Annotated in this window: 12 protein-coding genes; 4 read left to right on the plus strand and 8 right to left on the minus strand. The window is 48.1% G+C overall.

Annotated features, from left to right (window positions below):
* The first annotated feature begins 142 nt into the window (after window positions 1–142).
* Complete coding sequence (locus tag JUB14_RS22250) at window positions 143–2,365, plus strand: sodium-translocating pyrophosphatase (RefSeq protein WP_207509029.1); 2,223 nt, start codon at window positions 143–145, stop codon at window positions 2,363–2,365.
* Window positions 2,366–2,444: 79 nt separating this feature from the next.
* On the opposite strand, the gene treY is transcribed toward JUB14_RS22250, so the two are convergent.
* The 7 genes from treY to trpS form a co-directional block, all read right to left on the minus strand.
* Entirely contained in the window at window positions 2,445–6,674 is a 4,230-nt protein-coding gene (treY, locus tag JUB14_RS22255) for a malto-oligosyltrehalose synthase (RefSeq protein ID WP_207509034.1), read from the minus strand.
* On the minus strand, window positions 6,667–8,511 hold the full coding sequence (gene treZ / locus JUB14_RS22260; RefSeq protein ID WP_207509038.1) for a malto-oligosyltrehalose trehalohydrolase: 1,845 nt from the start codon (window positions 8,509–8,511) through the stop codon (window positions 6,667–6,669). Before treZ ends, treY begins: the two co-directional genes overlap by 8 nt.
* 10 nt (window positions 8,512–8,521) lie before the next feature.
* Window positions 8,522–10,699 carry a glycogen debranching protein GlgX gene (gene glgX, locus JUB14_RS22265; protein ID WP_229368134.1) on the minus strand — a complete coding sequence of 726 codons (2,178 nt, stop codon included), beginning with the start codon at window positions 10,697–10,699 and terminating at the stop codon, window positions 8,522–8,524.
* A 400-nt stretch (window positions 10,700–11,099) separates the two neighbouring features.
* Window positions 11,100–11,666, minus strand: coding sequence for a 50S ribosomal protein L25/general stress protein Ctc (locus JUB14_RS22270; RefSeq protein WP_207509040.1), 567 nt, complete (start codon window positions 11,664–11,666; stop codon window positions 11,100–11,102).
* Between the two features lie 46 nt (window positions 11,667–11,712).
* Entirely contained in the window at window positions 11,713–12,657 is a 945-nt protein-coding gene (locus tag JUB14_RS22275) for a ribose-phosphate pyrophosphokinase (protein WP_207509046.1), read from the minus strand.
* Between the two features lie 42 nt (window positions 12,658–12,699).
* Complete coding sequence (locus JUB14_RS22280; RefSeq protein WP_207509047.1) at window positions 12,700–13,272, minus strand: phosphatase PAP2 family protein; 573 nt, start codon at window positions 13,270–13,272, stop codon at window positions 12,700–12,702.
* A complete protein-coding gene (gene trpS / locus JUB14_RS22285; RefSeq protein ID WP_207509049.1) occupies window positions 13,269–14,246 on the minus strand; it encodes a tryptophan--tRNA ligase in 978 nt (325 codons plus the stop codon). Before trpS ends, JUB14_RS22280 begins: the two co-directional genes overlap by 4 nt.
* A 193-nt stretch (window positions 14,247–14,439) precedes the next feature.
* Between trpS and JUB14_RS22290 the strand changes: the two genes are divergently transcribed.
* The 3 genes from JUB14_RS22290 (at window position 14,440) to trxA (ending at window position 19,270) form a co-directional block, all read left to right on the plus strand.
* Window positions 14,440–15,114, plus strand: a complete 675-nt coding sequence (locus tag JUB14_RS22290) for a DUF2461 domain-containing protein (RefSeq protein WP_207509051.1) — start codon at window positions 14,440–14,442, stop codon at window positions 15,112–15,114.
* Window positions 15,115–15,203: 89 nt separating this feature from the next.
* Window positions 15,204–18,854 (plus strand): DNA polymerase III subunit alpha, encoded by a 3,651-nt coding sequence (dnaE, locus tag JUB14_RS22295; protein ID WP_207509053.1) that lies wholly within the window; start codon window positions 15,204–15,206, stop codon window positions 18,852–18,854.
* Window positions 18,855–18,946: 92 nt separating this feature from the next.
* Window positions 18,947–19,270, plus strand: coding sequence for a thioredoxin (trxA, locus tag JUB14_RS22300; protein ID WP_207509060.1), 324 nt, complete (start codon window positions 18,947–18,949; stop codon window positions 19,268–19,270).
* A 52-nt stretch (window positions 19,271–19,322) separates the two neighbouring features.
* Here the strand turns inward: trxA and JUB14_RS22305 are convergent, their stop codons facing one another.
* The gene (locus tag JUB14_RS22305) at window positions 19,323–20,537 is read right to left on the minus strand and encodes an aspartate aminotransferase family protein (RefSeq protein ID WP_207509061.1); all 1,215 of its coding nucleotides are present in this window, start codon (window positions 20,535–20,537) and stop codon (window positions 19,323–19,325) included.
* Window positions 20,538–20,552 lie beyond the last annotated feature (15 nt).

Consider the following 20,552-nt stretch of genomic DNA (forward strand, 5'->3'; position numbering starts at 1 on the left):
TAATCATTTTTGGATTCTTAAATATTTCATAAAAAGTATAAAAAATAATCTATTTGAGCTCTGAAAGCATTTTTTTATGAAATGGCAAAATCTATATTTACATGATTTTGATTCTTAAACACTTAACCAATCGTATTAACGCATGAGTAACATTACTTATCTGGTACCAGTATTAGGACTGGTTGGTCTACTGGTTATGTTTTTTAAAAGAGGCTGGGTGGTGAAGCAGGATGCCGGTGATGCCCGAATGAAGGAGATTGCCGATGCCATTGCGGATGGTGCCCTTGCCTTTCTTAAAGCCGAATGGCGGGTACTTATTGTATTTGGTATCATAGTGAGTATCCTGCTGGGTTGGTCGGGTACATTAGTAGAAAATTCAAGTTGGTACATTGGGATAGCATTCGTTATCGGGGCGTTTATTTCAGCCTTTGCCGGGTACATCGGAATGAACATTGCCACGAAGTCTAACGTTCGTACAACTCAGGCGGCTCGTACCAGCCTTACCAAAGCGCTTGAGGTATCATTCACCGGTGGTTCGGTAATGGGTATCGGTGTAGCTAGTCTGGCGGTATTAGGCCTTAGTGTCCTGTTCATCGTGTTATACCACATGTTTGTGGGTGACAGCAACGATGTAAATGGCTTGCCCATGGAAACGGTACTTGAGGTACTGGCAGGCTTCTCACTGGGTGCCGAATCTATCGCGCTCTTTGCCCGTGTCGGTGGTGGTATCTATACCAAAGCCGCTGACGTTGGTGCTGACCTGGTAGGTAAGGTCGAGGCCGGAATTCCCGAAGATGACCCGCGTAATCCGGCGACCATTGCCGATAATGTGGGGGATAACGTAGGTGACGTGGCCGGTATGGGAGCCGACTTGTTCGGATCATATGTGGCAACCATTCTGGCAACGATGGTACTTGGACGCGAAATCATAGCCCGGCAGCCCGATAACTTCGGTGGGATTGCACCCATTCTTTTGCCGATGGTAATAGCCGGATTAGGGCTGATGGCCTCTATAATCGGTATGTTGATGGTAAGGGTGGGTGATGATAATGGAAATGTACAGGGAGCGCTGAACCGTGGTAACTGGGCATCTATTATCATTACGCTGATCGTTTCCTATCCGCTTACAATATGGATGTTACCTGAAGATAGTCTGACGCTGCGTGGGGTAGAGTTTACTTCGCTGGATGTTTTCTGGGCTATACTATTGGGTTCTATTGTTGGAGCGATTATGTCGGCCGTTACAGAGTACTATACCGCTATGGGTAAGCGTCCGGTCCAGTCTATCGTAAATCAGTCATCTACGGGTCATGCTACCAATATTATTGGTGGTCTTTCGGTAGGTATGGAGTCGACGGTTATACCCATTCTTGTACTGGCAGCCGGTATATTTATCAGCTACGAGTTGGCAGGTCTTTACGGAGTAGCGATCGCCGCGGCCGGTATGATGGCTACTACGGCCATGCAGCTGGCAATCGATGCTTTCGGCCCTATCGCGGATAACGCCGGTGGTATTGCCGAGATGGCGCACCTTCCCGAAGAGGTACGTGGCCGTACGGATGTACTCGATGCCGTTGGTAACACGACTGCGGCTACGGGTAAAGGCTTTGCCATTGCTTCTGCCGCTCTTACTTCTCTGGCACTTTTCGCGGCCTTCTGCGGAGTAGCCGGTATTAATGCCATAGATATCTATAAGGCCAATGTACTGGCAGGTCTCTTTGTGGGGGCCATGATTCCCTTTATTTTCTCATCGCTGGCCATTGCTGCGGTAGGACGTGCCGCCATGAAAATGGTGGAAGAAGTACGTCGCCAATTCCGTGAGATACCGGGTATCATGGAAGGTACCGCTCGGCCAGAATACGAGAAGTGTGTAGCCATCTCCACGCAGGCTTCCATCCGTGAAATGGTCGCACCGGGTCTGATTGCTCTGATTGTACCGGTAGTAGTTGGATTTATCTTCGGACCTGAGGTACTGGGTGGTACGCTGGCCGGTGTGACTGTATCGGGCGTACTGATGGGTATCTTCCAGAATAACGCCGGTGGTGCCTGGGATAACGCCAAGAAGTCGTTTGAGAAAGGCGTACTCATCAACGGGCAGATGTACTACAAAAAGTCAGAGCCACATAAGGCCGCCGTTACGGGTGATACCGTAGGAGACCCTTTCAAGGATACGTCTGGTCCATCTATGAACATCCTGATCAAGCTTATGTCGATAGTGTCGCTGGTAATAGCTCCGCATATAGCGGTGGAGGAGGTAACCGATCAGGAATTTATTGAAGACAGCAGTATCAAAATAGAAGCCCCTAAGGTGGCAGCTACTGAAAAGAATTCTGCTCAGGTAGAATGGAAGGATGTAGTTAGATAAATGAGTACTACCAATAAAAAGAGCGGCCTCACCATATATTCGGTGAGGCCGCTCTTTTTATTTATTGATCTGTCAATACTTAATCACGATTATAGATCTGAGTCCATTCCCGCAGCTGGTTCTCGGCTTCTATGGTGATCTGTCCGGGCTTCATACGCCACAGCCAGTTTCCTTCACCTTCACCGGGGTAGTTCATCCGGGATTTTTCATCCAGACCAAGCAAATCCTGCACCGGAATGATAGCGATTTTGGCTACGGAAGAAAACGCTAACCGACACATGGTAGGAGCAATTTCATCCTCCGGAAGTACCCGTCCCACGTATTTATCCAGACGTTTTTTGTCTTCTTTGCCTTCCTGGTGGTACCAGCCTATAATCGTATTGTTGTCGTGGGTACCTGTATAGGCTACAAAGTTAGGAACATAATTGTGGGGAGTAAAGATGTTCTTAGGCATGGTTTCGTCGAAAGCAAACAAAATTACCTTCATACCCGGTAGGTCAAATTCATCCCGAAGTTCCAGTACGATATCACTGACATCGCCCAGGTCTTCCGCGATGAAGGGCAGGCCACCCAGCTCTTTCTTCACATGATTGAAAAACTCAGAACCCGGTCCTAGCTTCCACTCACCCTTGCGGGCGGTTTTTTCTCCGGCGGGTACTACCCAGTAGTCAGCAAAGGCCCGGAAATGGTCAAGGCGTACGATATCAAACAGCTCAATATTTTTGGTGAGTCGCTCGATCCACCACTTGTAGTTCTGCTTTTTGAGTACGTCCCATTCAAATACCGGCATGCCCCATAGCTGTCCATCCTCGCTGAAAAAGTCTGGTGGTACACCGGCTATACCAGTCATGTTACCTTCTTTGTCCAGGCTGAATATTTCCCGATTGCCCCATACATCAACGGAGTCGTAGCTGGTGTAGAAGGGCATATCCCCAAAAAGCTGTATACCCCGGTTGTTACAGTAGGTGCGGAGTCGCTTCCACTGGGACAGGAATACAAACTGTAGCCACTTGGTCTTTTCAATCTTATCAGCCTGTTCCTTTATGACTTTGTCAATGGCTTTTTTGTCGCGCAGCTTGAATTCTTTCGGCCACTCAAACCAGGGCTTCTTATCATTTAGGTCTTTAAGTACAATGAATATTGCAAAGTCATCCAGCCACAGCGCCTCCTGCTTACAGAAGTCCTGGAACTGCTGCTTCATGGTAGCGAATTCGCCTTCCCCGAAGTTCTTCCAGGCTATTTCAAACAGTTCAGTTTTTATCCGTTCAGCTTCGGCGTAGTCAGCTGTATCCTTCATAGGAAGCTGGTATTTCTTGAGTTCCTTTGGATCCAGTAGACCCTCCTGAGCCAGTAGCTCCGGACTGATTAGTAATGGATTACCCGCTCGGCTGGACAGGGCGCTGTACGGTGAATGCGCCTGCCCCTGCTCGGTTGGGTTGAGGGGGAGTAGCTGCCAGTACTTCTGATTAGTACGGTAGAGGAAGTCAGCAAAAGCTTTAGCCTCGGGTCCCATATCACCCAGTCCAAACGGTGAAGGAAGTGACGTGATATGTAGCAGGATACCAGCACCCCGCTCATTCCTGGCTTTGAACTTCAGAACGGCTATGGGTAGTATGGAGAACAAACCACTAACGGCTAGTTCTTTCTCTGCGGTACCCTCTGTTTTCAGGAGAAGATGCTGCCACTCGGTTGCGATACCTTTAGGTAGCGTAATCCTGGTATCCTTCCAATCCAGTTCCAGCAGATCCTTGCCCTGTTGTTCGCAAAGCTGCGCTATGTTCAGGGGTACTACCACCACATAACTGGTCTGCTGGTAGGTACGGGCAAAGGCCATAATGTTATCCTTGTACTTCCCGCTTACCTCCAGAGGTGAATAGTCACCTTTGGCAAAGACGTCCGCATTACGCTTGCGCTCGTTAAGCAGGATATGGGTCAGCCACAGTTTGATCTTGGCATTGGACCGTTGTTGCCACAGATCCTGCCATACTTCTTCCTGCTGGTTGCTATCCTGCGAGTCCAGTTCATCCAGCCACTGCTGTCGTTTTTTGTAGTCTACTTTGCGGCGGTTATCCGGGTCTACCAGACTCAGATCCCAATACTCGGTCCCCTGATATACGTCAGGTACTCCCGGACAAGTAAACTTAAGCAGCACCTGGGACAGGGAGTTGACAATACCATAGTCTGCCACCTTCTGGTGGAAAGGAGCAAAGCTCTTCCAGAAGGGGTTAGACTGATCCAGCAGCTTCCTGGCAAAATCTTTGGTGGCCTGCTCGTATTCTTCGTTGGGGGTAGTCCAGTTGGAGTGGCGCTTAGCTTCTCGCAGAGCCTTCTGCAGGTACTCCTGTACGCGCTCTGTGAACTGATCCTCGTCTTCACCAGGCATAGGTAGCGCTCCCAGTATAGTCTGGTAGATCAGGTACTCATCGTTAGCGTCAGGCGCATTGTTCTTTTTAAGATCAGCATTGGCTTTCTGCCACTCTTTTACGGTCTTCAGCCATTCATCAGGCAGGTCCGTCAGTACATTGAGCCGGGTCCGTACATCTTCACCCCGCTTTGTATCGTGGGTCGAAGTAGTATTAAGAGCCAGCGGCCAGTTTTTCTGACGATCCAGCATTTTCTGGTGGAATTCGTCAGGAGTAAGTCCGAACGCCTCCGGTGAGTCACCTACCTCATTATGTCCTACAAACCGGTTATAGGTGTACATGAGGGTATCTTCAACCCCCTTAGCCATCAGAGGCCCGGTAAATTGCATCAAACGCTGGTAGAAGCGCAGTGCGTTTGTATTATACGCTTTATCTGCTTTGGCCGGTTTTTTAAGAATAGCCTGTTCCAGCAGATCGATACCCGGAGCTAACTCTTTTTTGCTGCTTCGGATATTATCGAATATTTCTTTTACGACCGTGGTTTCTTCTTCGTCCAGCGGCAGGCTGTTGCCATAGTACCGGTAGACAGGGCACTGGATCAGGACTTCGCCAATGGCCCTTTTCATTACCTCCGCGTCTACTTTAGAGATTGCTTTTTCATCCACAAGATTAAGCTCGACGAATAGCTGGTGCAGGTTGTCAAGCTCACCACCCATGTGTTCGTTGAGGATATAGGCTTTCTTGTCGTGGATCTGATCGTGAGCAGAAGCTTCTTCTCCTACCAGTTTGGAATAGTAGTCTGTAAAGCTTTTCTTGCTGTTGCGGTTGGTGAACAGGTTATTGACATCCGACAGGAACTCGTATCCCGTAGCACCCTGAATGGGCCACTGCTGAGGGAGGTCCTCCCCCGGTTCCAGGATCTTTTCAACAACAATGTATTTTTCCTCACCGACCAGTTCCCGTAGTTGCTGCAGGTAGCCCGTCGGATCAAAAAGTCCGTCGACGTGGTCAATTCGTATACCCTGGAAGAGGTCTTCCTGCACCAATGTATTGATAAACTGGTGATATGTTTTAAAAACTTCAGGATTCTGAATATTGAGACAAATTAGGCTGTTGACTGTGAAGAAACGGCGGAAGTTGATCTTCTTGTCTGTTTCCTGCCAGTGACACAGCCGGTAAGCCTGGTCATCGGCAATCTGAGCGATCATCTCCTGATCATCATTAACTGCTTTCAGGGCGGACTCAATGTAAGCACCGGTAGTTTTGTCCTTCATCAGGGAAGCGAACTGCTGCCGAAACTCATCCCACCGACTGGCGTACGCTTCGGGTTCGTCCTCCTTATGAACCTCATCCAGTTTCTCCAGGAGTTGGTGAATAGCTTCTGACTTCTCCTTGCTACCTGCCTCAAGTACTCTGGCGTAGGAGCGGAAACTCAGAGGATAATCAGAGTCAAAGTAGGATAGGTATAACCGTTGGCGGTCGGGCTGGTATTTAATTTTGAGTTCACCATTCTTAATGACCTCCTCTACGGGGCTACCCAGGAAAGGTACCATGATGCGCCCGCTGTAGAGCTGGCTGGTCCAGGCTACGTCAAAGAAAGACGCATATTCAGACTGCTGTCCCTTTTCGAGCACATCCATGAGCCACTCATTATTAGGGTGGAAGGCCATGTGATTGGGCACTATATCCTGTAGCCAGCTGATTCCCTGCTCCTTCAATCGGGTACAAAGATTTCTCAGTTGTTCTTCGGTACCTATCTCAGGGTTGACCCGGTGCGGATTGACACCGTCGTACCCGTGGGTACTACCGGGCGTGGCTTCAAAAATGGGTGAAGCATAAAGAGTACTTACCCCAAGTTTCTGGAGGTAGGGAAATATTTTTTCTGCATCAGCCAGGGTAAAGTTCTCATGGAACTGTATCCTATAAGTTGCGACAGGATTATGCATGATTGGCGTAGATTATGATAGACTCAGGTTGAACTGTTACGGACTGGGCGGCATCAGCCTTGTCAGGTGACGAAGCAGGCCCTTTCCATTCGGGAGCGGCAGAATCCAGTACTATGGTCCAGTTCTTAACGTGTGATGGCAGGGTAACCTGCTGTGGCGACTTTGAAAAATTCATCAGGCAGACAACATGGTCGTTGTTATGCCAGCGGTGAAGGATCAGCGTTTGCTGCTCATCGTTGGGTTCCACATCCAGTTGCCGGCGGTTAAGCTTACTGAGTGCCGGCAATTCCTTGCGTAGCCTGATCAGAGTCTGATAGTACTTCAACATGGTTGAGTGTGGGTCCTTATCCAGCAGGTTCCACTGCAGCTTTGACTCATTGAATGTACCTTCGGCCATAGGGTCAGGCGCTTCGCCCTGTGCATGAAAAGCGGCAAACTCGGCCTTTCGGCCTTTGCGTACAGCCTCAGCCAGCTCAGGATCGGTATGGCTCACAAAGTACAGGAACGGATTGGGTTCGCTGTATTCTTCTCCCATGAATAGCATTGGCAGGAACGGACTTACCATTACCGCACCGGCCATCAATTTCTGCATCTCAAAGCTTGACAGCTGACTGGTACGTTCACCCAGCATTCGGTTACCGACCTGGTCGTGGTTCTGGGAGAATACGATAAACTGCTTACCCGGATTATTCTCGGCTTTGATACCGAATATCTTATCACGGTGCGGTGAGTACTGCCCATCATATACGTAGGCATCAGTATAAGCCTTAGCCAGGTGCTGCAATCCTGTAAAGTCAGCATAGTAGCCGTTGCGGTCGCCACCGGCAGTTACCCGCAGCGCATGGTGAAACTCATCCACCCACTGCGCGTCCATACCAAATCCCTGCTCTTCCAAAGGATTAATAAAGCGGGTATCGTTCAGGTCCAGCTCAACGATCATGTAGTGGGTGCGGCCTGTCTCCTTCATAAGGTCGTTCACACACATCTTCATCTCGCGCAGGATGTGGGTAGCGCTAAAGTCCTTGATGGCATGTACGGCATCCATCCGTACGGCATCAATATGAAAATCCCTGAACCACATTAGCAGATTCTCGGTGAAGTACTTTCTAACTCCATCACAACCAGCGTCATCAAAGTTAAGAGCCGGTCCCCAGGGAGTATTGTACTTCTCGGTAAAGTAGGGGCCAAAGTCATTAAGGTAGTTGCCCTCCGGGCCCATGTGGTTATAGACCACGTCCAGTATAACAGCTATTCCTTTCTGATGACAGGCGTCCACCAGTTGTTGCAGTCCCTCGGCGCCACCGTAGGAGTCTTGTGTAGCGAAGGGAAGTACCCCATCATAGCCCCAGTTACGTGAGCCGGGGAACTGTGCTACGGGCATGATCTCAATGGCATTAACACCGAGTTCTTTCAGGTAATCCAGCTTTTGCTCCATAGCAGCAAAGGTACCCTCGGGCGTGAAGGTACCCGTGTGCAATTCGTACAGGATATAGTCTTCGAGAGGTACGTTATTCCAGTTACTATCCGTCCACTTAAATGATTTTACATCTATGGCCTGCGAAGGACCATGTACCCCCTCGGGCTGCGCCAGGGAGGCAGGGTCCGGGCGTTCGTGTTCTTCATCCAGTACTACCTTGTACAAGTCTCCGGGTTTGATTTCGGAGGTAGTGATTTGCCAGTATCCCATTTCACCTTCGGACAGGGCAATGGTCTTTTTTTGGTCGGGAAGTGAAATAGCTACTTTCTTGGCTTTGGGCGACCAAATATATACTTCGGCTTGTTCCTCGGTGTTAAAGCTAACACCGAGGGATTTATTACTTATATTTAATGGAATCATAGTGTGTTTGTCAAGTATTCATAGGGCATTTTAGTAGAATAACCGACCGGTTAGGTATTTCTATCGATTCCTCAGCCTCATAAACTTCTCCTTCCTCGCTTAGCATATCTTCGCTGGTATCCATTATTTTGATCCATTTTTTGCCGTATTTTGAAGATGGTAACTTATAGCTAAGGGGTTCATGATGCGCATTAAAAATCACGTAAAAAGAATCATCTACTATTTTTTCGCCCATTGATCCTACCGAACGAAGCCCTTTTCCATTTAGATACACAGCTAGTGACTTAGCAAAATCGTGATTCCAGTTTTCATCATTCATTTCGGTACCGTCTGGCTGGAACCAAGCTATATCTTCAATACCAATACCTTTGATAGGTTGCCCTTGGAACCATCTTCTACGGCAAAATACCGGGTGGTTGCGCTGGAGTTCGATTAATTTTCTTGTAAAATCACGAAGGTTATGATCAGCCTTTTCCCAGTCTATCCACGAAATTTCATTGTCCTGACAGTAGGCGTTGTTATTGCCGTTTTGGGTCCGACCGATTTCGTCTCCGGCCACAAGCATAGGTACTCCCTGCGACAGAAATAGCGTGGCCAGAAAGTTTCGCTTTTGCCGGTCACGAAGGGAAATTACCAATTTGTCGTCCGTAGGACCTTCCACTCCGCAGTTCCAAGAGCGATTATGACTTTCACCATCATTATTATCTTCTCCATTGGCATCATTTTGTTTTTCATTATAAGACACCAGGTCATTTAAGGTAAAGCCATCATGCGCCGTAATGAAGTTTATACTGGCTGTTGGACGCCGGTAGTCGCTTTGGTACAGGTCGGAGCTGCCGGTAAAGCGTTCAGCAAATTCGGCCAGCATACTTGATTCTCCCCGCCAATAGTCCCGCATGCAGTCACGGTACTTACCGTTCCATTCCGCCCAGCCCGCAGGAAACTTGCCTACCTGATAACCCCCTTCACCAATATCCCACGGTTCAGCAATTAGTTTTACCTGCGAAATGGTGGGGTCCTGGTGGATGATATCAAAGAATGAGCCTAGCCGGTCTACTTCATGTAATTCGCGAGCTAGCGTTGATGCTAAATCAAAACGGAAACCATCGATGTGCATATCCAGAATCCAGTAGCGAAGACTATCCATAATCAGACGCAACACGCTTGGTAACTGTGCATTCAGCGTATTACCAGTTCCGGTGTAGTCCATATAGAACCGCTTGTCGTCCTCTACTAAGCGATAGTACGCAGCATTATCAATGCCTTTGAAGGAAAGAGTAGGGCCCATATGATTGCCTTCGCCCGTATGGTTGTATACCACATCCAAAATTACCTCTATGCCACCTTTATGAAATGCTTTTACCATTTCCTTAAATTCTACTACCTGCTGTCCCATCGTGCCACTGCTAGAGTACCGTACATCCGGTGCAAAGAACCCAATGGTATTATACCCCCAGTAGTTGGTTAACCCATTTTCCTTGAGATGCCAGTCCGTGATAAAATGATGAACAGGCATCAGCTCAATCGCTGTTATACCGAGCTCTTGCAGGTACTTGATCGTAACAGGATGAGCTAAACCCGCGTAAGTTCCTCTGATCTCCTCAGGAATTTCCGGATGCATCATAGTAAACCCTTTTACGTGGGTTTCGTAGATAACCGTTTTATGGTAGGGGATTTTAGGGGCTTTGTCATCTTCCCAGTCAAAATAGTGATCTATAACCACAGATTTTGGAATAAAAGGAGCACTATCGGATTTGCTGAAGCTGAGGTCACCGTCAGGATGCCCCAGCTCATAACTAAACAGGGAATCATCCCATTCAATTGTACCGGAAAGTGCTTTGGCATAAGGATCAATCAGGAGCTTGTTGGAATTGAAACGGTGACCATTTTGAGGATCATATGGTCCGTAAACACGATATCCATAAAGTTGTCCGGGTTTTAGATCTGGAATATATACGTGCCAGATATGATGGGTACGTTCTGATAAACGAACTTTAATCGTTTCAATATCAGGTTTTTCAGAATCAAAAAGGCAAAGATCTACACCTTCTGCATTTTCGGCATATAATGCAAAGTTTACACCTTTACCATCATAGGTAGCTCCAAGAGGATAGGGGCTTCCAGGATAAATTTTTGTTTTTGTTTTGGAAGATGGCTCGGTTGCAGCCATGCTGAATTTTTTTCCCATGTAGTGAGTAGCGTTTTTTTTACAAGCACTTGTAAATAGAAAGAACTCCTAATAATCAGGGTTTTGCCTCAAAGGACAATTATTAAGATAAAATTGGTTACCTGATAATTAGAGTTACATCTATATATTAAATATTCGTGCCACGAGCCATCCTCAGGAGGTATATAATCAAGAGAAAGAGAAAATTTAACATGAGAATACTATAACTCTCCGCAAAGGAATGTTTGGTACTGCAGCATATGTACTAAATGGAAGTTAATCCAGCTTAGGTGATATGAAAATAGCTGGACTGTTTTTAACTGAGGAAGAAAGTAGTATTTAGCAATTTAGGTTGCTACAAAACAAATATGCCGACCAGAGGTCGGCACGTTTGCATCTATTAGCCATGAAAAATAAATTACTATCCGCGCAATTGTCCACGTAGTGCACGTGGGATGTCAACCGAAGCAACAGGGTTGCTGGTAGGGCTAAGTATAGCGTAACCTTCTGGTTTGATTGCTCCTACTTTAACCGATTTACCCAGGTCGAGGTTTGTTATATCAACTTCAATATAGTCAGGAATGTTCTTAGCCAAACCTTGCACACGCAATTTACGCAATTTTTGGTTAAGTTTTCCACCTTTCATTACTCCGGTTGATGCACCTGTCAGTTTAACGGGTACTTCTACCTTTATCTCTTTCCCTTCAACGATCTCTAGGAAGTCAGCGTGTAGCAGACTATCGTTAACGGGATGGAACTGTGTATCTTGCAAAATGGCAGTATATAGGTCGCCTTCGATGTTCAAGGTTATTTCGAATACATCGGGTGTATACAGCAAATCACGGAAAAGAATAGAAGGTGCATAGAAATGTACCTGTGAATTTCCACCGTAAAGTACTGAAGGAATGTAACCTTGGGCACGCAGGTCTTGAGACTCAGACTTGCCGAGATTCGCTCTTTTATACCCTACAATCTCATGTTTTTTCATAATTTGAAAAGATAAACTAAGTGTAAAATAACTATGATTAAAAAATTTACTGATTATTTATGAATAGTGAGCTAATAGAATCGTGATCACGTATACGGCCTATGGCTTTGGCAAAAAGCTCAGCCACGGATATAACCCGTATTTTTGGATTTGATTGTTTCAAAGGAATGGTGTCCGTAACAATTAATTCTTCTAAAACGGAATTGGCAATGTTATCATGTGCCTTACCTGACATTATCGGGTGTGTACAAATCGCTCTTACTGTGCGTGCTCCTTTATCCAGGATGATCTCCGCGGCCTTGCAAATGGTACCACCGGTATCGATCAGGTCATCTACCAGTACCACATCGGCTCCCTCTACATCACCAATCACCTGCATGGAGGCTATCTCATTGGCGCGCTTGCGGTGTTTATCGCAAAGAATCATATCAACGTTGAGCATCTTGGCAAAGTTCCGGGCCCTTCCGGCACCTCCTACGTCAGGAGAAGCGATAAGCAGGCGGTCCAGATTCAGTGACTTGATGTAAGGGACAAGTACCGTAGTACCCTCCAGGTGATCAACCGGAAAATCAAAAAAGCCCTGGATCTGGCCGGCGTGCAGGTCAATCGTCATCAGGCGATCTACCCCGGAAGCCGAAAGCAGATTCGCCACCAGCTTAGCCGCGATAGGTACCCGTGGCTTATCCTTACGGTCCTGACGGGCGTACCCAAAGTACGGGATAACCACATTGACATAGTGAGCCGAGGCCCGACGGCAGGCATCTACCATCAGCAACAACTCCATGAGGTTATCGGTGGGAGGGAAGGTAGACTGAATCAGAAAAACATCACAACCACGTACGGATTCTTCAAAACTAGGCGATAGTTCTCCATCACTGAATTTGCGGAGAGTATACCCTCCAAGATCCTTCCCGAAGTACCGGGCGATATCTTTTGACAAATATTCGGACTGACTACCGGAGAAGATTTTTACTGTGTTGATGGAGCCCATGGCTTTTTCAAAATTTGCGCAAAATTAGAGAAAATCAATTAATTATGACAGCTTTTGCTGTAAAACATTTTTATAGAGGAGTATACATATTGTTCCTGACAGAATACCTACAATAGCCCCTACCAGTATGTCGGCCGGATAATGTACCCCTACGTAGACACGGCTTAATGAGTAGACTATGGCCCAAAAAAACAACCAGCTGGCACCTTTAAAGCGCCCCGCAGTCAGTACCTGAAACGTAAGAGCCAGTGCAAAAGCCGTGGAAGCGTGGGAGGAAACAAAACCATACTGCCCGCCACAACCATCCACCACATGCACCAGCGAACCAATTTCTGGGTCATGGCAGGGACGTAGCCGTGCAAAATAGGGCTTAAATACACCAGAGGCTATCTGATCGGCCAGACCAATGGCTGCTATGACAGATAAAAGTATGCCAATGGCCTGTTTGCGATACTCCCATACAATCACGTAGATCAGGAACAGGTACATGGGAATCCAGGTGAACTTATACGTAAAGACCTCCATGATCCGGTCAGCCCAGGGCGTATGCAGCCCGTTGAGCGTCAGGAACAGTTGCTGATCGGCCTGTACGAGAGCCTCTATGGCTGGGGTCATGAACCGAATCCTAAGGCTTTACGTACTTTCCTGATGGTTCCCTGAGCGATCTGACGAGCCTTTTCTTCTCCCTCTACCAGCTTCTGCTCCAGTTCGGCGGTGTTTTCCATGTAGTAGTTAAAGATTCGGCGGGGCTCGCTGAATTTTTCCAGGATCATCTCATACAGGGCCTGCTTGGCGTGGCCGTAGCCGAATCCGCCATTCTCATAGTTCTGGCGCATGAGGGCTACCTCCAGTTCGCTGGCAATCAGGGAGTACAGCTGGAAGGTAATATCCGTATCTGGATTTTTGGGTTCTTCGAGCGGGGTCGAGTCGGTCACGATCTTCATCACCGCCTTCCGAAGCTCTTTCTCCGGCAGGAATATATCAATGTAGTTGTTATACGACTTGCTCATTTTCTGACCATCCACTCCGGGTATCACCATCAGACGCTCATCAATACGTGCCTCAGGTAGAACCAGTATATCCTGACCAGCCTGTCGGTTAAGCGCAGTAGCAATGTCACGCGACATTTCCAGGTGTTGCTTCTGATCCTTGCCTACGGGTACTATGTTGGCGTCGTACAGCAGGATGTCAGCCGCCTGCAGGACCGGATAGGTAAATAGTCCGGCGTTGACATCGGCCAGCCTCTCGGATTTATCCTTGAAGGAATGGGCATTGGCCAGCATGGGGAAGGGCGTAAAGCAGTTGAGGTACCAGGCTAGTTCAGTATGCTCCTGTACCCTCGACTGTCTCCAGAATACGTTGCGATCGGTATCAAAGCCAAAAGCCAGCCAGGTAGCCGCTATAGCCCGTACGAATTCTTCGCGTTGGGGACCATCCTTGATAGTAATCAGGGAGTGCAGATCTGCAATAAAGAAGAAAGACTCGTTGTTGGGATCTTTGGAAAGTTCAATCGCCGGCCCAATAGCGCCAAGTATGTTGCCAAGGTGAGGCCTTCCGCTGCTCTGGATGCCGGTCAGGATTCTTGCCATAGTGAGGAAGATTAATACTGTTAGATTAATGTCGAAGCGTCAAAATTCGTTAAATTAGGGCAATATTTGAAACGAAAATAGTGATTAATCATTAGTTGGCTCATTTGCAGGAAATAAGGCACCTTACTTAGTTACAATCTGCTTAGCCACCTGATCTTGCACCTTATAGAAATCCAAGAATAAGATAATACGTATGATTCAGGCCGAAACGCTCCACTTCCTGCGTGATTTGAGTGAAAATAACAACCGGGACTGGTTTCAAGATAATCGTAAACGCTACGAAACAGCTAAAAAAGACTTTGAAAAAACTTTAGATGCCCTATTGGAAGAGGTGAAGAAAGTGGATGAACTGGGAAATACGCAGGTTAAAGATTGCATCTTTCGGATCAACCGGGACATCCGCTTCACCAACGACAAGACACCCTACAAGAGCTGGCTGAGTGCCGCCATCGGCCCCGGCGGGCGCAAGTCCGGCCGGATCGACTACTACCTGCACGTGCAGCCGGGTGGAGAGTCATTTATCGGTGCCGGTATGTGGAACCCCACGGCCCAGCAACTCGCCAAGTACCGCCAGGAGGTTGACTATAATGCCGGAGAACTGAAGCGGATCATCCATGCTGATAGTTTCAAGAGCTACTTCCCAGAGGTATGGGGAGAGACTATGAAAACATCTCCCAAAGGGTATTCAAAAGATCATCCGGAAATAGAACTACTAAGGCGCAAGCAGTTGTTCTTCATGCACTACTTTACCGATAAGGAAGTACAGCAGAAAGGCTTTGTGCAGGAGATCATGAAGGGAGTGGTACTTATCAAGCCCTACTGTGAATTCCTGAATTACATTTTCTTCGACGAACCGGAAGAGGAGTAGAATACGAAGCAGTATCGTTAAGACAGATAATTCAAATTACATATAGCTACTCGCTGATACCTGATAGCTAACAAATAAGTACTTATCCAATGCAATTTTCTCATTTACACTGCCACACCCAGTTTTCACTGCTCGATGGAGCGGCTGATATCAAGAAGCTTTTCAAAAAAGCCAAAGCTGATAACATGCCGGCCATTGCCATTACTGATCATGGAAACATGTTTGGGGCTTTCGAATTCGTGGCAGAGGGTAATAAGCAGGGCGTCAAACCCATCGTAGGATGTGAGTTCTACGTAGTAGAGGACCACCATAAGCGGCAGTTTACCAAAGAACAAAAAGACGTACGCTACCACCAGTTGCTGCTGGCTAAGGACGCCGAAGGCTACAAGAACCTGGTGAAGCTTTGCTCGCTGGGTTTCATGGAAGGGATGTACGGAAAGTACCCCCGTATCAGTAAGGATCTTATTGTAAAGTACCACAAAGGCCTGATCGCAACGACCTGTTGTATCGGAGCCCAGGTACCCAGGACCATCCTGAAAAAAGGGGAAGCTGAGGGGGAAAAGGAGTTTAAATGGTGGTTGGACCTGTTTGGTGAAGACTACTACGTGGAGCTACAACGCCACGAGATCCGGGAGCAGTTGGTCGTAAATGAAGTACTGGTGCGGTTTGCGCGTAAGCATGGGGTGAAGATCATCGCCTCCAATGATTCTCACTACGTAGACCAGGACGACTGGAACGCCCACGATATCCTGCTGTGTATCAACACCGGCGATAAGCAGAGTACCCCGTCGGCCAAAGATTTTGACGATGAAGTAGGTATACCCAAAGGCTCACGCTTTGCCTTCTTCAACGACCAGTTCTACTTCAAGAATACCAACGAGATGCTTACCCTGTTCAACGACATACCCGAGTCGCTGGACAATACCAATGAGATCGTAAGCAAGATCGATAACCTTGAGCTCAAGAAGGATATCCTCCTGCCCAACTTCCCGATCCCTGATGAGTTCAAGACGCATACCATATCGGAAGTAGTAGGTAAAAAGGAGCTGACGCCCGACGTACTAAACCAGTGGGAGTACCTGCGCCACCTGACCTTTGAAGGAGCGCGCCAGAAGTATGAAACTATTACTCCCGAGATCGAGGAGCGCCTCAACTTCGAGTTGAATACCATCCGGAACATGGGTTTCCCGGGGTACTTCCTCATTGTAGCGGACTTTATCAAGGCGGCTCGTGAGATTGGGGTATTCGTAGGACCGGGTCGTGGTTCGGCGGCGGGTTCGGCGGTAGCTTACTGTACGGGTATCACTAATATTGACCCTATCAAGTACGACCTGCTTTTTGAGCGTTTTCTTAACCCCGACCGGGTATCACTGCCCGATATTGATACGGACTTTGACGACGAAGGCCGGCAGCGGGTAATTGACTATGTAGTAAAAAAGTACGGCTATAATCAGGTAGCGCAGATCGTGACGTATGGTACCATGGCGGCCAAGTCGTCGCTTAAAGACGTAGCCCGCGTAATGGATCTGCCCCTGCAGGATGCCAACGCCCTGGTGAAGCTGGTACCCGATAAGCCTACTTACAACATGACCCTGAACCGGATCTTTACGGCGCCGCTGGAAGGCGAGGGGAGTCTGCTGAAAAAGGAAGGTATCTCGCCCGACGAGATGGAAAACGTGAAGCGCCTCCGGGCCATCGCCTCCGGTAAAGACCTACAGGCGAAGGTAATCCAGGAAGCGCGCCGGCTGGAAGGTACCGTACGTAACACAGGTATTCACGCCGCAGGTATCATCATTGCCCCCTCTGACCTGACGGAAATTATCCCGGTAAGTACCTCCAAGGATTCGGACCTGTTGATTACGCAGTTTGGTGGAAAGGTGATTGAGGATGCGGGGGTAATCAAGATGGACTTCCTGGGGCTTCGAAACCTGACCATTATCAAAGAAGCCTTGCGTCTCATCAAGCAGAACCACGGCCGGGAGATAGACATTGACTACATCCCACTGGACGATCAGAAGGTATTCGAACTGTTCCAGCGCGGGGAAACCAACGCCATATTCCAGTTTGAATCCGACGGGATGAAGAAGTACATGCGCGAACTCAAGCCTGACCGCTTCGAGGACCTGATCGCCATGAACGCACTCTACCGTCCCGGACCTCTGGCCTATATTCCTAACTTCATTAAGCGGAAGCACGGACTTGAAGAGATCACCTACGACCTGCCCGAGATGGAGGAGTACCTGTCCGATACCTACGGTATTACGGTTTACCAGGAGCAGGTGATGCTACTCTCCCAGTCGCTGGCCGGCTTTACCAAAGGCCAGGCCGATACCCTGCGGAAGGCGATGGGTAAAAAGCAGATCGAGATCCTGAATAAGCTTAAAAACGACTTCATGAAGGGCGGCGAAGAGCGTGGTCACGATAAGAAGAAACTGGACAAGATCTGGACCGACTGGGAAGCCTTTGCATCTTATGCATTCAACAAATCGCACTCGACCTGTTACGCCTTCGTAGCGTACCAGACGGCTTACCTGAAGGCCCACTACCCGGCGGAGTACATGTCAGCGGTATTGACCAGTTCGCTGGGTAACATCGAAAAGATCACCTTCTTCCTGGAAGAGTGTAAGAGTATAGGCATTCCCGTACTGGGACCGGATATCAACGAATCAGATCGTCAGTTCAATGTCAACAAGCGGGGTGAGATCCGCTTTGGACTCGGAGGTATTAAAGGAACAGGTGACGCGGCCGTAGAGTCGATCATTGAGGAGCGTAATACAAAAGGTCCATTCTCAGATATATATGATTTCATAATCCGGGTAAATCTTAGGACGGTAAATAAGAAAACACTGGAAAGTTTGGCCTACGCGGGTGGATTTGACTGCTTTGAGGACATTCACCGGGCGCAGTACTTTGATTCAGTAGATGGAGATAATTCCACCTTCATTGAAAAGCTGATCAAGTATGCCAACAACTACCACGCCGAGAAGGCCTCCAGTCAGGCTTCTCTGTTTGGTGCCTTTGGTGGTAATGACGCTCTAATGGTCAAACCTAAGCCAGCCCAGGTACAGCCGTGGAGCGATCTGGAAAAGCTGCGTTTTGAGCAGGAGGTTGTGGGCTTCTACATCTCGGGACATCCGCTGGATACGTTCCGGATTGAACTCGATAACTACTGCAACTGTACGCTGGACCGGGTGATGGAAATACCCGAAGGAGAGCGGAACCCTACCTTCTTTGGTAAAGAGATTAGTGTAGGGGGTATCGTGAGTAGTGCTCAGGAGCGTATTTCCCGTAACGGTAATCCATTCATGATATTTAAAGTGGAAGATTATCGGGGATCCATGGAAATGTTGCTGGGAGGTGAGGAGTATGTGCGGCTGAGCAACTACATACAGCCGGGTCGCTTTCTGTACATCAAAGGCAAGGTACAGAACCGCTGGAAGCAGGAGGATCAGTTCGAATTTAAGCCGCTAACCATTCAGCTGCTGACCGAGCTTCGGGAAAAGATGTGTAAAGAGATAAAGGTGCAACTGTCACTGGATCAGATTGATGAGCGCTTTGTGCTGAACCTTAATAAAGCCATTAACAATAACCCCGGCAACTGTGCTTTGAACATGACCGTGGTTGATCCTGAGACCCGCATGGAGGTAGAGATGCTCTCCCGTCGGTTCAGGGTATCGGCTTCCAATGAGTTCTTCAATTCTCTCAAAAATCTGGGGGGTATAAAGTTTTCGCTGAACTAGTCATTGCTGACGTATAGCAGAGGAACTTTTGGTCTGATTTTTTGATTGTACTGACAAGAACACTTTTTTCTTATTTACACTTTCTAAACATTATGGGAAAAGCACTTGAAGTAACCGACAACAACTTTGAAGAAATCATTCAAGGTGATAAACCAGTACTTGTAGACTTCTGGGCCGAATGGTGCGGGCCTTGTAAGATGATCGGACCTGTTGTAGAGCAACTGGCCGGCGAGTACGAAGGTAAAGCCGTTATCGCTAAGATGGACGTAGATATGAATGCTCAGGTACCTGCCAAATTTGGTATTCGCAGCATCCCTACTCTGATGATCTTCAAAGGTGGACAACTGGTAGATAAAGTAGTAGGTGCAGTACCTAAGTCTGTACTCGAGCAGAAATTGAACGAGCAAATAGGATAATGATCCAAAGCTTTACCAGATAAATTTAAAGCCCCCGATTTCGGGGGCTTATTTATTGCTCGTCCAGTACGTCAAGTATAGTTTGCAGCCCCTCACGTAGTTGCTCTACGGTAATGGTGAGCGGAGGAGCAATACGCATAGAGTTGTCACAAAACAGGAACCAGTCCGTGATCACGCCCCGCTCTATGCAGGAATCTATTACTTTCTTAAGTACTTCAAATGATTCGAATTCAGCCGCGCGCATCAAGCCCTTTCCCCTTACTTCTTTAATCATGGGGTGCTGAAGCATCTCAACTATAATCTCACCCTTTTGGGTAGCTGATTGGTACAGTGCCTGATCACGAATGGTCGTAAGGGTAGCCAGTGAAGCGGCGCAGCTTACCGGGTGACCACCGAAGGTAGTAATGTGTCCAAGGATGGGGTTGTTTTTGAATACGCTCATTACCTCCTGTGAGGCCATAAAGGCTCCTACCGGCATTCCGCCCCCCATCCCCTTGGCACTGAGTAGTATATCCGGATAGATATCATAGCCTTCAAAAGCCCAGAATGTACCTGTGCGGCCAAAGCCGGTTTGTATTTCATCAAGGATAAGTAAGGCACCTACTTCAGTACAGCGCTGACGCAACGTCTGAAGGTACTCGAGGCTAGGTACCCGTATTCCCGCTTCACCACCTACAACCTCTATCACTACCGCCGCGGTTTTGGTGGTGATGAGGTCAAGGTCTGCCATCACGCCGTGGTGGATCTGACGTACCCCCGGTAGCAAAGGACGAAAGTTACGTTTGAAAAACTCAGCCCCGGATAGACTCAGCGCTCCCTGGGTCGCACCGTGGTAGGCATTGAAGCAGGAAATAATCTCGTAACGGCCGGTGAAGCGCTTGGCCAGTTTCAAGGCTCCTTCAACGGCTTCGGTGCCGGAGTTGGTAAAGTACACGTTGTTAATGTTCCCGTAGGGAGCGTGAGCAGCCTGCGGTATGTCAAGAGTTTGAGCCAGGGCTTCTGCTAGCTGTACCTGTGGCCCCTGAACATACTCGCCGTAGACCATCAGGTGCAGGTACTTGTCCAGTTGCTGTTGAATGGCTTCCAGAACGGCTTGATGCCGGTGCCCCACATTACTTACGCCGATTCCAGATATGAGATCGAGGTAGCGCTTGCCATTGGTGCCGTACATATATACCCCCTCGGCCCGCTCTATTTCGATAGCCAGGGGGAAATCAGAGGTTTGAGCAAGGTGATCAAAAAAAAGCTGTCGCTGACTAATATGCATTATGGGTAAATCTAA

The organism is Telluribacter humicola (genome assembly GCF_017355935.1).
Classification (GTDB): domain Bacteria; phylum Bacteroidota; class Bacteroidia; order Cytophagales; family Spirosomataceae; genus Telluribacter; species Telluribacter humicola.

Bases quoted from the DNA above. Each gene is read 5' to 3' on its own strand.
- JUB14_RS22290 (WP_207509051.1), top strand. From the start codon at position 14,440: ATGATTCAGGCCGAAACGCTCCACTTCCTGCGTGATTTGAGTGAAAAT.
- treZ (WP_207509038.1), bottom strand. From the start codon at position 8,511: ATGATTCCATTAAATATAAGTAATAAATCCCTCGGTGTTAGCTTTAAC.
- JUB14_RS22280 (WP_207509047.1), bottom strand. From the start codon at position 13,272: ATGACCCCAGCCATAGAGGCTCTCGTACAGGCCGATCAGCAACTGTTC.
- JUB14_RS22270 (WP_207509040.1), bottom strand. From the start codon at position 11,666: ATGAAAAAACATGAGATTGTAGGGTATAAAAGAGCGAATCTCGGCAAG.
- treY (WP_207509034.1), bottom strand. From the start codon at position 6,674: ATGCATAATCCTGTCGCAACTTATAGGATACAGTTCCATGAGAACTTT.
- JUB14_RS22305 (WP_207509061.1), bottom strand. From the start codon at position 20,537: ATGCATATTAGTCAGCGACAGCTTTTTTTTGATCACCTTGCTCAAACC.
- glgX (WP_229368134.1), bottom strand. From the start codon at position 10,699: ATGGGAAAAAAATTCAGCATGGCTGCAACCGAGCCATCTTCCAAAACA.
- dnaE (WP_207509053.1), top strand. From the start codon at position 15,204: ATGCAATTTTCTCATTTACACTGCCACACCCAGTTTTCACTGCTCGAT.
- JUB14_RS22275 (WP_207509046.1), bottom strand. From the start codon at position 12,657: ATGGGCTCCATCAACACAGTAAAAATCTTCTCCGGTAGTCAGTCCGAA.
- JUB14_RS22250 (WP_207509029.1), top strand. From the start codon at position 143: ATGAGTAACATTACTTATCTGGTACCAGTATTAGGACTGGTTGGTCTA.
- trpS (WP_207509049.1), bottom strand. From the start codon at position 14,246: ATGGCAAGAATCCTGACCGGCATCCAGAGCAGCGGAAGGCCTCACCTT.
- trxA (WP_207509060.1), top strand. From the start codon at position 18,947: ATGGGAAAAGCACTTGAAGTAACCGACAACAACTTTGAAGAAATCATT.